The 14,332-nt window shown below is 43.7% G+C and carries 15 protein-coding genes and 1 pseudogene; 6 read left to right on the top strand and 10 right to left on the bottom strand.

The window, feature by feature from the left end; translation table 11 throughout:
• A pseudogene (locus HUJ19_RS03270) lies at nt 1–203 on the top strand (ribonucleotide-diphosphate reductase subunit beta); the annotation flags it as partial.
• Nucleotides 204–359: 156 nt separating this feature from the next.
• Here HUJ19_RS03270 and HUJ19_RS03265 read toward each other — a convergent pair.
• The 6 genes from HUJ19_RS03265 to HUJ19_RS03240 are packed head-to-tail and all read right to left on the bottom strand — an operon-like array spanning nt 360 to nt 5,542.
• On the bottom strand, nt 360–878 hold the full coding sequence (locus HUJ19_RS03265) for a hypothetical protein (RefSeq protein WP_290622254.1): 519 nt from the start codon (nt 876–878) through the stop codon (nt 360–362).
• A gap of 19 nt (nt 879–897) precedes the next feature.
• A complete protein-coding gene (locus tag HUJ19_RS03260) occupies nt 898–1,419 on the bottom strand; it encodes a hypothetical protein (RefSeq protein WP_290622253.1) in 522 nt (173 codons plus the stop codon).
• Between the two features lie 33 nt (nt 1,420–1,452).
• On the bottom strand, nt 1,453–2,943 hold the full coding sequence (locus HUJ19_RS03255; protein WP_290622252.1) for a bifunctional diguanylate cyclase/phosphodiesterase: 1,491 nt from the start codon (nt 2,941–2,943) through the stop codon (nt 1,453–1,455).
• Nucleotides 2,944–2,949: 6 nt separating this feature from the next.
• On the bottom strand, nt 2,950–3,630 hold the full coding sequence (locus HUJ19_RS03250; RefSeq protein ID WP_290622251.1) for a hypothetical protein: 681 nt from the start codon (nt 3,628–3,630) through the stop codon (nt 2,950–2,952).
• 14 nt (nt 3,631–3,644) lie between these two features.
• Entirely contained in the window at nt 3,645–4,217 is a 573-nt protein-coding gene (locus HUJ19_RS03245) for a GDYXXLXY domain-containing protein (RefSeq protein ID WP_290622250.1), read from the bottom strand.
• Entirely contained in the window at nt 4,214–5,542 is a 1,329-nt protein-coding gene (locus tag HUJ19_RS03240; protein WP_290622249.1) for a DUF2157 domain-containing protein, read from the bottom strand. Before HUJ19_RS03240 ends, HUJ19_RS03245 begins: the two co-directional genes overlap by 4 nt.
• A 114-nt stretch (nt 5,543–5,656) precedes the next feature.
• Here HUJ19_RS03240 and HUJ19_RS03235 point away from each other — a divergent pair, with 114 nt between their 5' ends.
• Nucleotides 5,657–6,103 carry an ion channel gene (locus HUJ19_RS03235; RefSeq protein WP_290622248.1) on the top strand — a complete coding sequence of 149 codons (447 nt, stop codon included), beginning with the start codon at nt 5,657–5,659 and terminating at the stop codon, nt 6,101–6,103.
• A gap of 63 nt (nt 6,104–6,166) precedes the next feature.
• On the opposite strand, the gene sodB is transcribed toward HUJ19_RS03235, so the two are convergent.
• Entirely contained in the window at nt 6,167–6,748 is a 582-nt protein-coding gene (sodB, locus tag HUJ19_RS03230; RefSeq protein WP_290622247.1) for a superoxide dismutase [Fe], read from the bottom strand.
• 199 nt (nt 6,749–6,947) lie between these two features.
• Between sodB and HUJ19_RS03225 the strand changes: the two genes are divergently transcribed.
• The 3 genes from HUJ19_RS03225 to HUJ19_RS03215 all read left to right on the top strand — a co-directional run bounded on the left by HUJ19_RS03225 (nt 6,948) and on the right by HUJ19_RS03215 (nt 9,035).
• Nucleotides 6,948–7,571, top strand: a complete 624-nt coding sequence (locus HUJ19_RS03225) for a fused MFS/spermidine synthase (RefSeq protein WP_290622246.1) — start codon at nt 6,948–6,950, stop codon at nt 7,569–7,571.
• A 1-nt stretch (nt 7,572) separates the two neighbouring features.
• On the top strand, nt 7,573–8,490 hold the full coding sequence (locus HUJ19_RS03220) for a spermidine synthase (RefSeq protein ID WP_290622245.1): 918 nt from the start codon (nt 7,573–7,575) through the stop codon (nt 8,488–8,490).
• 116 nt (nt 8,491–8,606) lie between these two features.
• On the top strand, nt 8,607–9,035 hold the full coding sequence (locus tag HUJ19_RS03215) for a helix-turn-helix domain-containing protein (protein WP_367273959.1): 429 nt from the start codon (nt 8,607–8,609) through the stop codon (nt 9,033–9,035).
• Between the two features lie 67 nt (nt 9,036–9,102).
• Here the strand turns inward: HUJ19_RS03215 and HUJ19_RS03210 are convergent, their stop codons facing one another.
• From HUJ19_RS03210 to HUJ19_RS03200, 3 genes are read right to left on the bottom strand one after another with little or no spacing between them, the layout of a single operon-like run.
• Nucleotides 9,103–10,278 carry a PLP-dependent aspartate aminotransferase family protein gene (locus HUJ19_RS03210; RefSeq protein WP_290622244.1) on the bottom strand — a complete coding sequence of 392 codons (1,176 nt, stop codon included), beginning with the start codon at nt 10,276–10,278 and terminating at the stop codon, nt 9,103–9,105.
• A gap of 34 nt (nt 10,279–10,312) precedes the next feature.
• A complete protein-coding gene (locus HUJ19_RS03205) occupies nt 10,313–10,615 on the bottom strand; it encodes a hypothetical protein (protein ID WP_290622243.1) in 303 nt (100 codons plus the stop codon).
• The gene (locus HUJ19_RS03200) at nt 10,615–11,580 is read right to left on the bottom strand and encodes a PLP-dependent cysteine synthase family protein (RefSeq protein WP_290622242.1); all 966 of its coding nucleotides are present in this window, start codon (nt 11,578–11,580) and stop codon (nt 10,615–10,617) included. Before HUJ19_RS03200 ends, HUJ19_RS03205 begins: the two co-directional genes overlap by 1 nt.
• 177 nt (nt 11,581–11,757) lie before the next feature.
• Here HUJ19_RS03200 and HUJ19_RS03195 point away from each other — a divergent pair, with 177 nt between their 5' ends.
• The gene (locus tag HUJ19_RS03195) at nt 11,758–13,995 is read left to right on the top strand and encodes a thiamine pyrophosphate-dependent enzyme (RefSeq protein ID WP_290622241.1); all 2,238 of its coding nucleotides are present in this window, start codon (nt 11,758–11,760) and stop codon (nt 13,993–13,995) included.
• The last annotated feature ends 337 nt before the right edge of the window (nt 13,996–14,332 follow it).

The following is a 14,332-nucleotide window of genomic DNA, read 5'->3' as shown; positions in this document are numbered from 1 at the left end:
GCATGAATGCAGGCATGATGGAAGAATACCTACAGTTCATCTGTAACCGTCGTCTTGCCCAGCTAGGCCTACCAGCTCAATTCAAAAATGTTTCCAACCCATTCCCTTGGATGAGCGAAATCATGGATTTGAAGAAAGAGAAAAACTTCTTCGAAACCCGAGTAATCGAATATCAAACTGGTGGCGCCCTATCTTGGGACTAAAAAATGCTGAAATAAAACTCAGCTTAACAGTTGGGGGAACGGAGGAGCTTAGAGACGTCTAACTCCTCTACCAAGAGCCTGGCAAGCAATTGTCAGGCTTTTTTATTGTCAGAAGGTATATCAATAACTATATATTCTGTAATCCGTATAAACGGCCTAGTCTTCAAAATATTCTTCGTAATAGACCTTATAAGCTATTCTCTTATCTACAAAAGTACCTTCTTGTATCCATAATATCATCATCTTATATCCAGCTTCGCGGGTAACAACAACGCGCCTCTCATGCTTTCTAAAGATATCAAACCACTGTTTTCTACGATCCCTGACAATGATTTCTTGTACTCCTTGAATGCCATGATCTTCAATAAGTTCTTGTACTAATTCATAGTCAATTGGCTTGGGGGAGGAAACCCTTTCCGATGGGGGACAAAGGAATGACATCATTAATGTGCCAATCATGGCGCAGAGAAATGAAGCTAGTAGTTGTTTCTTTAAAATGGAATACCAAAGTGTTAATACCACCGCTGCTGTAATACTGAAACCAAAAGCCATTGGTTCCGTAAATAGAACACCAAAACTATGACCGGCGGGAGCCACTACATAGAATATGAACGCTCCTAGGGTTACATAAACAATACATGCGATGATGTTCGCAGGGCTAAACCGTTTATTCACTTCTGATACTCCAACCGAATCACTTAGTAAGCTCTGACCAGTCTACTTCTTTAGAGATCTTTAATTCACCCTTACCAAAATGCTCAACGTAGGTGAAAGTTTTGTAATTCAAAGGATTTTCACCCCAAACAGTGACCGTCCAACTATGCTCGACAAATAAGTCAAAAGGTTGTTTAGACCTATACCCCATACTTACACTTAAATTTGGCGGTAGGTCTAATTTTTGCAATGACGCCTCAATGTCCTCTTTAATTGAATCTGGTGGCTTCGTGTATCTATATGGTGCTTGATAAAAATAAACGACCAGGACTATACCGATAAAGCTAAAGAGAAACATGGACAAGAAATACTTTTGCTTTTTTCGAAAGATAACCAGTCCCGAAGGAATCAATATTGCAAGACTGATACCAAGAGATATGGCAGCATAAATAGGCTCCTGAATAAAAACACCAACTCCCCAGCTATGCGGAGCAGCGATATAGAACACTATCGCCCCAACTAGAAGGGCTATAAAAGCCTGTATTAGAAAGTTCCAGTTCAAATCTTGCTCCTTTTAATCCGAAAGAGAAAGCCGTTAACTTTTCACAAAAGCTTTTAGGTCTTCGATTCCCATAGGTTTTGCGAAGTGGTAGCCCTGGGCTTCTTTGCAGCCACAATCTTGTAAGAACTTGAGCTGATTATTGTTTTCAACGCCTTCGGCGACAGAGCTGATGCCAAAGTTGTTAGCCAGGTCAACAATGGATTTTACGATGATTTGTGAGTTGCTTTCGGTTTCGATTTTATCAATAAAAGAGCGGTCAATTTTGAGTTCATCGACAGGCAGATTCTTGAGGTTGGATAAGGAAGTAAAGCCTGTGCCAAAGTCGTCAATAGAAAAACGTAGCCCCAGCTCTTTGAGGCTTTGTATAAATTTTTGACTGGTCTTTATGTCGTAAATGGCTGTTGTCTCGGTAATTTCCAGCTGGCATATTTTGGCAAAGGCTTCATACTCCTGGAAGATTTGTTGTAGGTTCTTAACCTGATCTTCAATGTTTAACTCTTTGGCAGAAATATTGATCGATATTCTATTCAGTCTATCTGGAATCAGCCCTGCCTCGGTGAGTTCCTTTTGCGCGTTGGTGATGACCCAGCGAGTAATGTCAGGCATCAGGCCGATATCTTCTGCAATCGGGATAAATTGATCCGGTGGCACAAACCCTAGCTTTGGATGAGTCCAGCGCAAGAGCACTTCGACTCCGACAACATTTTGCTCCAGGATGGAAAGTTGTGGCTGATAAACACTATGAAAGTGTTCAAACAGTTCTGGTTTCTTCAGTTCATTGATAATGTTTTGCCTGTGCTGGGCAATTTCAGACAGTTCGCGGCTAAAGAAAGAGTATTGCTCCTCGCCTCTACTTTTGGCGTTATGAAGCGCAATACTGGCTGCTGATAATAATGATTTGCTTTGCTTGCCATCGGTCGGTGCAATGGCAACGCCCATGGAAACTTTAAAAGGTATATTGATGGCTTCGCTGGCGTTATGTAGCTGCCTGAAGACCAATTCGGGAAGATTGTCGATGATGTCTCTATCATTGTCGATAGTAACTGCCAGTCCAAACTGATCAGAGCCAAGTCGCCCCATCAGACTGCTGCTGTGGAAATACTCCCACAGTTGCGAGGTGATTTTCTGTAGCACTCTGTCGCCGGCCTGATGGCCAAACTCCTGATTCAGTTGCGAGAAGCGATTGATATCAAGGTAAATCAGAATAAGTGCTTTATCGACTGGTAATTTGCTTAACTGCTGGTCTAGTAATCGCGTAAACTGGTAGTGTCTGGGTAACTGAGTCACCGGATCCAGCGTTAGTAATTTTTCGGTATCCTGTATCGCTCGTTTTAATAAGACAAACAATAGAAAAGCTGTAACCAGAACATAGAACCAGCCTTTGTAGGTTTGCATCAGGTTAATGGTAGCCGTGTCATCAAAAAGCGTATTGACCGCCTTATCTGAAAACAAAATCCAGAGGCCGCCAATGACAGCGTAGATAGCGGTTCCTTTAAATGCAGTAACAAATGTTTTCTTTTGCATCCCCAATTATCCTTTGCGTTTATTTCGTTTACGCTTGAACATCCTCGGATTGCTATCAATAAAGGACGTTACCCATCTTTCCAGAAACGATCGTTTGCGACTCTTTTTAATGTAAAAGTAACCCAGAATAGAAATGGTCAAAGCCCCTAATGCATCAACAATAAGATCCCACATGGTATCCGTCAAACCGGATGGGTCATTAAGCATTGGCTTTTGCATATTCATACCGAAGAAACTGTCCATGGCAAATTCAAATATTTCCCAGATCACGCCAAAGCCTATGGCAAAAAGGAAAGCAAAAAATGCTACAAATCCGGGCTTCATGTGCATGCCAATTTCTTCAGTCTCATTCAGCACATGTACCATAAGAAAGCCAATAATGCCCAAAAGAAACCCAGAGGTTGTATGCAGCGCCATGTCCCACCACCAGAACCGGGTGTAGTAGCCTCGAATTTCTCCAAGGAATAATGAAGCAAAGATAAAGGCTATCGCCATCAACGAAAATATCGGCGGAATATAGACGTCAAAGAATCTGGCCAGAAACAGTGGCGCCAAGGTTATGATGATAATGCCCGCGGTGATAACCGCCGTGAACCATTGCTGCGACCAAAGCGCTAACACCAGTTCCGCGATCAGAATCAACTGTAAAGCGATGGTAATTCGTTTGTGAATGGTCTGCTCTTGCATATCTATACGCTACACTAGTTTGCTTCTTCTTGTTGGCTCTCTAAATATTCTCTGATGGGTAACTCGTTGACCATCAACTCTTCTATCGCAGCTTTCCCATTAAGAACACGAATGACGGCATACACATCTTCAACATTCTCACGCTGACGTCGCCAGACCGCAGTCTCAATGGCAGGGGCACTTTTTTCCGAGGCGTAATAACGATTGAACGGCAGTTTTACTCGATAACCTTCTGCCTGACTTCCCCAGTAGGTTTCCAGGTACAGATAGTCTTGTTCACCTTCAGGCTTTTGGTCGGTTAGCCCTTCCAGCGTGGCATAGCCCTCTTTATCAGTACCCAGCAGTACATAAACCCACTGTTCACTATCGATTTCAGCCCCTTCCAGCACAGGTGTGCGCTCCTGATTGACCGCATAAGTCAGTGTGACGTAACGACCGCGAAACGGATCGTAGGGATCAATTGGCCGAGTTTTAAATTTATAAACACTTCCTTCCGATAGAATCTGGTTCTGTTCAAAGATCATATAGCCGGGAACCGCAAGCTGAATGATAAACAGGCTTAGGAGTAATACTAATTTGAGTTTCATGCTACTTCCTCCTGTGCTGGCTGCTGTTTCATTTTTTTGTTGTACCAGATGTTCACGGCAAGGAAAGCGCTACCAATTAGAATAAAGACAACACCTTTCAGCGCAAAAGGAATATCGCTGTCGAAGAAGCGGAACAGAACCAGGAAAGAGAACCATAACAAACCGCCGTTAAGCAGCATCAGTCGATGCTGGTTGATGCCTTGCCACATCAAGATTATTGAAGCGGTTAGCACGTAAAGATTTGCAAAAATAATAAAAGGTATTTCAGGAATATTTATTTGTGAGCCAAAAAGCCCCCATATTGCCAAGACCATACTGGCAAGAACGCCCCACTCTGTTATGGTCATTTGTGCGAGGTTTTTCCAAACAAAAAGTACAATTCCCAATATAGAAATAACTAGTAGCAAAAGTATCAGGTAATCATTGAAAGTGTATGCTACTTCAGGGTTTAAACGACTGTATCGATACAAACTCTCAGTTGTCAGTGCCAAACTAATAGTTCCAACACTCAGTGCACCTATAGATGATAAGGGGTTTGACCAAAAACCGTATTCTTTAAAGCCAAACACCCACCTCCCCAGACAGTAATAAAAAACGGATAAGGATAGAAAAATATAAACCATCCAGTCATCTAATGGTGAGTTCCATCTGACACTGTAAATAATAGAAAAGCTACTTCCAATCACCACAAACCAGAGTGCCGTTTGAAAAAGAATATGGCGCTGCTGTTGGTAGAGGCCATAAAGGTAAGGCAAAAGTAATAGGTAAAGCAGCCAATAAGGTTCGCGCTCTAAACCGCACAGCCATAGAGTCACACCGCAAATCAGTATCAGAACACCGGCAGAACCAAGCAAATACAAAACTGGAATGGTAAGCACCAGCCAGGTAAACAGGAAGCTCTCCAAGTCGCCATAGATATGATAGGTCTGGCTAATCAAAGCAATACTGGCTGCCACCGCGAAAAACAGCAGGATTCCGGCCGCCTCTCTTAAGCCTGCCACTTGCGGTTTATAGCGCGCAGAGTACCAAGCCAGCGCCTGGGCAAGGATCAAAGGAAGAATGGATAAGACGGTGCGCGTACCCTTACCAAAATATTCCCAGTTATGAGCAATCAGAAGAATAACGCCACCACCGATTAAGATGGCTCCCAGAGAAATCAGTAACAAACTACTCCAGCTGGAATAAAAGTTTTCAGCGTGGCTGGTGGAATATTGACCGAGAATCCGAGCTTGTTGTTGCGGTTCAATAATGCCCTGCTCAACCCATGCCCCAGACTCATCCTCAAGCCAATGTTTTTGTTTTTTCGTCAGTTGCTTTGTATCCATATTTCTAATCCGTATATTTTCTACCCAACACTATAGCATTGAGATTAACGGATGCCTATTGGCTATTTTTTCTGCTAAAGTATTGTAAGTAACTGACAAACATAGGCTTTACCCATGCTGTTTATATTTATCATGACAATGCTCCTGATTATGCTTGCGGTTGGTATCCACTACCAGGCGCTGTACAGCATTTCGGTATTTCTGGAGCGGATCAAAATAGCCGGGCGCCTTAAAGTCATGTTGGGAGTCTTAATGGCACTGATAGCGCACTTTATAGAGATCTGGATATTCGGTATCGCTTATTATCTGATCGGAAACTACCATGAAAGTCCTGACCAGTTGGTGAGTGTCGATGGTGAGATCATCACAGACTTCTATAGCTGCATTTACTTTTCATTTGCCTCATACAGTAGCTTGGGATTTGGTGATATTGTGCCTGAAGGTCCAATACGATTTATGGCCGGGACCGAAGCAGTTATCGGACTGGTATTCATCGCCTGGACGGCTTCTCTGCTTTACATTGAGATGCAGAAACACTGGATCAAACCGCATCCGAAATAAACCGAATGACAAATATAAAAAAACCGGCAATTGCCGGTTTTTTTATGCTTCAAGTTACTGAGATTACGCGAAGTTTTTCGCTGCAAAGTCCCAGTTAACCAATTCCCAGAAGTGCTTCAAGTATTCTGGGCGAGCATTGCGGTAATCAACGTAATAAGCATGCTCCCAAACGTCAACAGTCAACAATGGAGTAACGCCTGCATCAGTAATTGGCGTGCCAGCATTGCTGGTATTAACGATTTCTAAAGCACCGCTTGAGTTTTTCACTAACCATGTCCAGCCAGAACCGAAGTTGCCAGCTGCGCTTGCTGTGAATTTTTCTTTGAAGTCTGCGAATGAACCGAATGCAGAGTTGATTGCATCAGCTAATGCGCCTGATGGTTCGCCACCGCCATTTGGACTTAGGCTGTTCCAGTAGAAAGTGTGGTTCCATACCTGTGCAGCATTATTGAAAACACCACCTTCAGAAGTACGGATAATATCTTCCAATGATTTGCCTTCGAAATCAGTACCGGCAATCATGTTGTTCAAGTTAGTCACATAGGCTTGGTGGTGTTTGCCGTAGTGATAGTTAATTGTTTCTTCTGAAATGTGTGGCGCCAATGCATCACGGTCATAAGGTAATGCAGGTAGTTCAATTGCCATGTTTCTCTCCTAGTCTTAAGAATTAGGTTGTAAATTGATGGGTTACGCTCACTGTAAAGGCCTGATATTCTAACACGATCATATACGCGACCCAATAGAACCAAGCTATCGGCAGTTAAAATTTGCAAGCTGGTTGGCTTTGACATTCCCTGCCGTTCCCTTATTATCATTGTTCATTTAATCAATAATAAAAGACATCATGCAAATATTAATCCTGTCTTGCGCCTTCTTGTGCGGTTTTCTGATCATGACCATCGAACTGCTTGGCGGCAAAATTCTATCACCTTACTTTGGCGGCAGCGTTTATGTCTGGGGAAGCATCATTACCGTATTCATGCTGGCTCTTTCCATTGGCTACCTATTTGGTGGAAAATTGTCCTTAAATAACCCCAACACGCGCAAATACGGCGTTATTTTTATGCTCGCTGCGCTATCAATTGTCCCCTTAACCATGGGCCACGAAGCTGTTTCTGAGTGGGTATTCGACGTTACCGATGACCCACGATATGGCTCATTACTGGCTTCAACCGTCCTGTTTCTTATCCCGAGTATCATTTTAGGCATGGTTGCCCCCTACTCGGTGCGCTTATTGGTAAAAACAGCCCATAGTAGCGGACAAACTGCAGGATTTTTATATTTCGTTTCTACGCTGGGCAGCGCCGGCGGAACTTTAGCCACTTCCTTTTATCTAGTATTATGGTTCAAGATTGATCACATTTTGTACGGTTCTGCGTTAATATTATTCACCCTAGGCTTGATTGCCTTCTTCTTTCCGCAACCGCCGCTATCCGCAACCGTCAACTCAAACGAAAAGGCCGAATAGGATGTTTATAAAATCACTTCTCATAAAAACGATTATGGCAGCGCTGGCAGCCTCTGTTGTTTTTGTCGCCACGCCTGAGCAAGCCAAAGCCGAAATCATTGAGCAAGAACGCTCGCTATATCAGAATGTCTATATGGTTGAAGAGTACGGCATGCACTGTATGCGTTTTCGCAAGAAAAATAAAAATGACCTCAGCCAGTCGTGTATCTTCCTTGATGCCCCCGAAATTTTCGTCTTTGACTATTATAAGCAAGCCATGGGCGTCACCTTCTTTATCGAGGATCCGAAAGAAATACTGATTATCGGCTTAGGCGGCGGTGTATTGGCTAATACTTTTGGCGAGGTTTATCCCGATGCACATATTACCTCTGTAGAAATTGATCCGGTTGTCGCCAAAATGGCAAAAAAATACTTTGGTTACGACGATTCCAAGCCCAATTTTGAAACCCACATTCGAGATGGCCGCGTGTTTGTTAAACGAGCATTAAAAGACGACAAGCGTTATGACTTTATCTTGCTGGATGCCTTCAACAGTGACTATATTCCTGAGCACATGATGACCAAGGAGTATCTGGAAGAAGTTAAAGCACTGGCGAAAGATGATGGCATCATTATGGCGAATACCTTCAGTACCAGTGATTTGTTCCATCATGAGTCCGCCACCTACGCTGAAGTTTTCGGCTCCATGTATCAAATTAACTTCAAAGACAAGAAGACTAACCGCGTCATCGTTGTCAGCAAAAAACCATTACCCGAAAAGCGCGAGCTGTTGAAAAAGGCTAATGAATTAAAAGGCAAGTTGCTGATTTATGGCGTCGACACACTGGCACTATTTGATGCCATAAGCGATGAGGTTAACTGGGATACTGAAGCTGAAGTATTAACCGACCAGTATTCACCGGCTAATTTGCTGAAATAATAAGCACAATTTGTCTGTATTTTAAGCTGTCACCCCACTGGCGGGTGTTTGTCGTCACCGCCAGTGACACTTCTATGGATAATCTCTAATCGAAAACACAGCAAACGGAAATATTAATGATTATCAAAAAACTACGCGAACAAAAACAATGGTCACAAGAACAGCTGGCCACATTAAGTGGTATCAGTATCCGCACTATTCAGCGGATTGAAAGTGGTAACCGCGCCAGTTTGGAATCATTAAAGTCTCTAGCTGCAGTTTTCGAAACTGATGTCGAAATATTACAAAAGGAGATTATCGTGATAGATAAAAGTACAGAAGAGTGGAAAGCTAAACCCGTTTGGTTGCGCATAAACCTGCTCGGTATTAAAAGACGTTCACACCTAATATTTTTAGAACAGGCCTTTGCATTAACTGGTTTAATTGCATGGCTTGGTGGTTTATTTTTCCAATCCTCACTATTACCTTTTGCACCGGCACTATTTTTTAGTGCCTATATCGCTGCCTGGACAGTACGCAAAGGTGATAAAGACAAAATCTGGTAACGCTCTAAACTGTAACCACAAAAAAAAGGCGCTAACGCGCCTTTTTTAATACTTGATACTCTTTCAGTTAAAACTTCAACGCCTGATCAATATCAGCAATCAAGTCTTCAACATCTTCAATACCCACCGATAAACGAACCAGGTTTTCAAGAATGCCAATTTCCTGACGGATCTCGTAAGGAACTGAAGCGTGCGTCATGATCGCAGGATGATTAGACAAGCTTTCAACACCGCCTAAGCTTTCAGCCAAAGTAAATAGCTTCAGCTTTTCCATAAAGGTGCGTGAGTTCTTGGCTGCCTGCTCTTCATTGTCGCCTTTGACCAGAACCGAGATCATGCCACCAAAACCTTTCATCTGCTTCTTGGCCAGCTCATGCTGAGGATGTGAAGCAAGGCCTGGGTAATATACTTTGTCAATTTGCGGATGCTTAGCTAAATGCTCAGCAATAATTTGACCACTGGCATTGTGTTGCTTCATGCGAAGGGCAAGAGTTTTAACGCCACGCAACGCAAGATAAGAGTCGAATGGTCCCTGAATCGAGCCAACTGAGTTGTGCAAGAAAGCCATCTGCTCACGAAGCTCATCATTGTCACCAACCACAGCCATACCGCCGACGATATCCGAGTGACCATTAAGGTACTTGGTTGCTGAGTGCATAACGATATCAAAACCATAATTCAATGGGCGTTGATTGTATGGCGTTGCGAAAGTGTTATCCGCCACAGCAATCAGGTTATGCTTCTTAGCAAAGTCAGCAATCGCCTGCATGTCGACCACTTTCAACATTGGGTTAGTCGGACTTTCAACCCAAATCATTTTAGTGTTTGGCTTAAGTGCTTTTTCGAGATTACTTAAGTCAGACAGGTCGACAAAGGTGAAGTAAAGGTTAGCTGTACGCTTACGAACCTTGTCGAACAAGCGGAAAGTACCGCCATACAGATCATCCATGGCAATAACGTGTGAACCTGCATCCAGTAATTCAAGAATCGTACTGGTCGCTGCCATACCGGAAGCAAAGGCATAACCCTGCTTACCGTCTTCCAGATCTGCAACACAGCGCTCATAAGCCATACGCGTTGGATTCTGACTGCGCGAATATTCATAACCGGTATGCTCGCCAGGGCTTGGCTGAGCATAGGTTGAAGTCGTGAAAATAGGAGGCATTACCGCGCCAGTAATAGGCTCAGGCGATTGACCTGCGTGAATCACACGACTACCAAATTTCAATTTTTTATCTGACATAGAATTCTTTACCTTTAAACCTTAACGATTTCTTCTAAAAGCGAGGACGGTCGGCTTTAGCCTGTTCTTTCTTGTACTGTTTAACAATACGATAGGCTTTAAAAATTTGTTTGTGGAATGGAATCATCAATAAGACACCGATGACCATAATGACCCAAGGGTAATAGGGCCAGCTGATGGCATTAACCAACAAACCGCCACCCTTCTCATTGTTCAAATAGATTTCATAGCCGGCAAACACAACCAGCGCCATGCCAATGATATCCAGTAACAGGGCTACTGCCGATAGCTTAAACATTTCAGGCTGTTGAGCTGGCTTTTGTTCTGAACCTGTCATTACAGAAACCCTTTTTCCTTCATCCACTCATCGTTATACATTTTTGACAGATAACGATTACCGGTATCACAGACCAGAGTCACAACATTCTTAGGCTCGGTTTGTTCCTGACAGTAGCGCAAGGCAGCTGCTAATAATGTACCGGTCGATGAACCACCCATCACGGCTTCTTTACGCATCAAGTTGCGCGCAGCATCCAGGCCTTCTTTATCGCTTACGGTATAAGCTTTATCGAACAGGCTCATGTCACAGATATCAGGAATGAAATCTTCACCGATGCCTTCAACCACCCAACTGCCAGCTTCTTTAATGTCGCCAGTTTTCAAATAGTCCGCCAAGATAGAACCTTCCGGATCAGCCAGAACCATTTCAATATCAGGATTCTTTTCCTTCATATAACGACCAATGCCAGTGATGGTTCCGCCAGAACCCACACCAAGGACAATCGCATCAACTTTACCGTCCAGCTGTTCCCAGATTTCTGGAGCTGTGGTTTCGTAGTGCGCCTGAATATTGGCGTCATTCGAGAATTGATTAATGAAGAACCAGCCGTTTTCTTCCGACAGGCGCTTAGCCACATCCTGATAATACTCAGGATGGCCTTTGCCCACATCAGAACGAGTACGAATTACTTCCGCACCAAAAGCACGCAAGTTGTATTCTTTTTCCATGCTCATTTTGTCTGGCATGACGATTTTCAAGGTATAACCTTTTTGAGATGCCACTAAAGCAAGGCCTAAACCCGTATTACCGGCAGTCGCTTCGATCAGCGTGTCGCCTGGCTTGATGTGGCCTGCTTGCTCAGCGGCCTCAATCATACTGACCGCAATGCGATCCTTAATTGAAGCACCAGGATTCTGGGACTCCATCTTGCCGAACAGACGGCATTTGCCCGTGTCCAGATTCTGGAATTCCACCATTGGCGTATTGCCAATCATCTCAAGAATATTGCTGTATACCTTCATAAAACCTTCGCGTTTAGGTTATAACAACCGGTTATTTAAAGAATGGTCGCTACTTTACCATATTGCAGGGATCTTTGAAGCCATTTGATCAGATCCAACCAGTTGCCGCATCAGTGACATCTTTATAACCATAACGCATACTAACCGCCAATTTTTAACCAATATAAAAGCTATAAAATGTTAGATCGTGCCAGTGTCATTGATAAGAATTTTCAGATTGCTGTCAAAACAGCCAAGTTCCCGGAAAAAGTCAGTAATATCAAGGCGTCAGTGACGCAGCTCTCCCCTAACGAGTTCGTTGAATTATTCGAATCTCAGGTCATCAGTCGCCACCTCGATCTACGTGCACGCATTCTGAAAGACCAGGGTATCGGCTACTACACCATTGGTAGTAGCGGCCATGAGGGCAACGCGGTGTTAGGTAAGGTATTTCGTTATACCGATATGGCTTTTTTGCATTACCGCTCCGGCGCATTAATGACTCAACGCTCGCGCCAGCTACCGAATATCGATCCAATTCGCGATCAGATGCTGTCGCTGGTAGCCGCCAAAGACGATCCGATTTCGCAGGGCCGCCATAAAGTATTTGGCAGTGCACAGCTTTTCGTACCACCACAAACAAGCACCATTGCCTCACATCTGCCGAAAGCGATGGGCGCAGCCTGGTCACTGGGGCGTGCCGAACGAAACAACTTCGACGCCACCATTCCCGGCGATAGCGTGATCCTGTGTAATTTTGGTGATGCCAGCTTCAACCACGCTACTGCGCAATCGGCATTTAATACTGCTCAGTACCTGTCTTATAAAGGTGAGCCATTACCGCTGGTTTACGTCTGCGAAGACAATGGCATTGGTATTTCGGTTTCAACTCCGCCGAACTGGGTTGAGAATAACGTTAAGAATCGTCACAGCATTGAATATATTCAGTGTAATGGTTTACACCTGCCTGATGTCTATCTGGCTGCTCTGGAAGCCGAAGAGATTGCACGCTATGAGCGTCGTCCTGTATTCCTGCACATGAAAACCGTACGTTTGATGGGTCATGCTGGCAATGATACTGAAAGCATTTACCACAGCCTTGAACAGATCGAGCAGACCGAAGCTCAAGATCCCTTGTTACACTCGGCTCGTATCTGTATTGAAGCAGGCTACCTCTCCACCGAAGACGTGCTCGATATGTACGAAAACACTCGTCAAAAAGTGGAAAAAACCGCTGAGCAGGCCATCAAGCTCCCTAAAATCAGCACTGCAGAAGAAGTATGCGCTTCCATTGCACCTGAGCTTCCAGCCAAAGAAAAGCCCCCGGTCGCAAAAATTACCCGTCGCCAGGAGTTGTTTGAAATTGGTCGCCAGTTTAAGTTTCTGGATAAGCCACGCAGCATGGCGCAACTGCTTAATTATGCGCTGACTGACTTGATGGAGCAGTATCCAAAGTCAATCATGTTCGGTGAAGATGTCGGAAAAAAAGGCGGTGTTTATAGCATTTCCACTAATTTACAAAATCGCTTTGGCGAACATCGTGTGTTCGACACCCTGCTTGATGAAACCAGTATTTTAGGCACAGCCATTGGTGCCGCTCAATTAGGCTATCTACCAGTTCCTGAAATCCAGTTTTTAGCATACACCCACAATGCCATTGATCAGATCCGTGGCGAAGCTTCCACCCTATCCTTCTTCTCAAACAATCAATTCACCAATCCAATGGTGGTTCGAGTAGCAGGTTTAGCCTACCAGAAAGGTTTTGGTGGCCACTTCCATAACGACAATAGCATTGGCTTCCTGCGTGAAATACCTGGCGTGATCCTGGCGTGCCCTTCCAACGGCATGGATGCAGCCAAAATGATGCGCGAAGCTTTTCGTCTGGCCGACGAGCAAAAACGTGTGGTGATATTCTTAGAACCGATCGCCCTTTATCATGCCAAAGACCTGCATGAAACTGGCGACAATGGCTGGCTGTTTGAATATCCGGAGCCAAGTGAAACCGTTGCATTTGGCGAGCCCGGCATTCGCAAACCGGTCAACAAGAAAGGCAAAGAAGTCGATAGTAAAGACATGCTGATCATCAGCTATGGCAATGGCTACTACCTGTCAGCGCAAGCGCAAAAAGACTTAAGCGATAAATACAAGCTAGACGCCACTATTATGGATCTACGCTGGTTAGCGCCATTGAATCACGAAAAAATTGCCGCAATTGCCAGCCAATATAAGAAAATATTAATTGTCGACGAATGCCGGAAAACAGGTTCCCTCAGCGAAGAATTGATAACAGGTTTAATTGAACACTTAGATACACTGCCAAAAATAAAACGTATTACAGGCCATGATACCTTCATCCCAATTGGCACCTCATGGCAGTACGTCCTGCCCAGCAAGGAAGATATCGTCAAGGCGGCAGTTGAATTGAAAGTGTTATAGAAAATGAATTTAATCTTACATAAACGTTTAAAGTTGGATCAATCATAAATACCATCTGACATTAAAAACATCATACTTAAATATAGTGTCTGAAGGTAACAATTCCTGAGGATTGTTTGTTCCTGCTAACTTATACTAACTAACTGTTATTTCAATCATGTCCTAGATAATGTGACTCTATCTATTCAAAAATGACTTACTCAGTCAGTACTGACCACTAAATATAAAGCCATACTTAGGCCATTTAATAATGTACTACGCGGTTGACCTGTCGATAACTTTAGGGGCTGATCCAGATAACTATAATTTAGTATTATCTGGAAATGAAGAAAAGTAA

The sequence above is a fragment of the Kangiella sp. genome, assembly GCF_014762745.1.
Lineage (GTDB): Bacteria > Pseudomonadota > Gammaproteobacteria > Enterobacterales > Kangiellaceae > Kangiella.
Note: the sequence above shows the minus strand (reverse complement) of the source record. Positions and strands in the feature narration are given on the sequence as shown.

Bases quoted from the DNA above. Each gene is read 5' to 3' on its own strand.
- HUJ19_RS03255 (WP_290622252.1), bottom strand. From the start codon at position 2,943: ATGCAAAAGAAAACATTTGTTACTGCATTTAAAGGAACCGCTATCTAC.
- HUJ19_RS03250 (WP_290622251.1), bottom strand. From the start codon at position 3,630: ATGCAAGAGCAGACCATTCACAAACGAATTACCATCGCTTTACAGTTG.
- HUJ19_RS03245 (WP_290622250.1), bottom strand. From the start codon at position 4,217: ATGAAACTCAAATTAGTATTACTCCTAAGCCTGTTTATCATTCAGCTT.
- HUJ19_RS03240 (WP_290622249.1), bottom strand. From the start codon at position 5,542: ATGGATACAAAGCAACTGACGAAAAAACAAAAACATTGGCTTGAGGAT.
- HUJ19_RS03235 (WP_290622248.1), top strand. From the start codon at position 5,657: ATGCTGTTTATATTTATCATGACAATGCTCCTGATTATGCTTGCGGTT.
- sodB (WP_290622247.1), bottom strand. From the start codon at position 6,748: ATGGCAATTGAACTACCTGCATTACCTTATGACCGTGATGCATTGGCG.
- HUJ19_RS03225 (WP_290622246.1), top strand. From the start codon at position 6,948: ATGCAAATATTAATCCTGTCTTGCGCCTTCTTGTGCGGTTTTCTGATC.
- HUJ19_RS03220 (WP_290622245.1), top strand. From the start codon at position 7,573: ATGTTTATAAAATCACTTCTCATAAAAACGATTATGGCAGCGCTGGCA.
- HUJ19_RS03215 (WP_367273959.1), top strand. From the start codon at position 8,607: ATGATTATCAAAAAACTACGCGAACAAAAACAATGGTCACAAGAACAG.
- HUJ19_RS03210 (WP_290622244.1), bottom strand. From the start codon at position 10,278: ATGTCAGATAAAAAATTGAAATTTGGTAGTCGTGTGATTCACGCAGGT.
- HUJ19_RS03205 (WP_290622243.1), bottom strand. From the start codon at position 10,615: ATGACAGGTTCAGAACAAAAGCCAGCTCAACAGCCTGAAATGTTTAAG.
- HUJ19_RS03200 (WP_290622242.1), bottom strand. From the start codon at position 11,580: ATGAAGGTATACAGCAATATTCTTGAGATGATTGGCAATACGCCAATG.
- HUJ19_RS03195 (WP_290622241.1), top strand. From the start codon at position 11,758: ATGTTAGATCGTGCCAGTGTCATTGATAAGAATTTTCAGATTGCTGTC.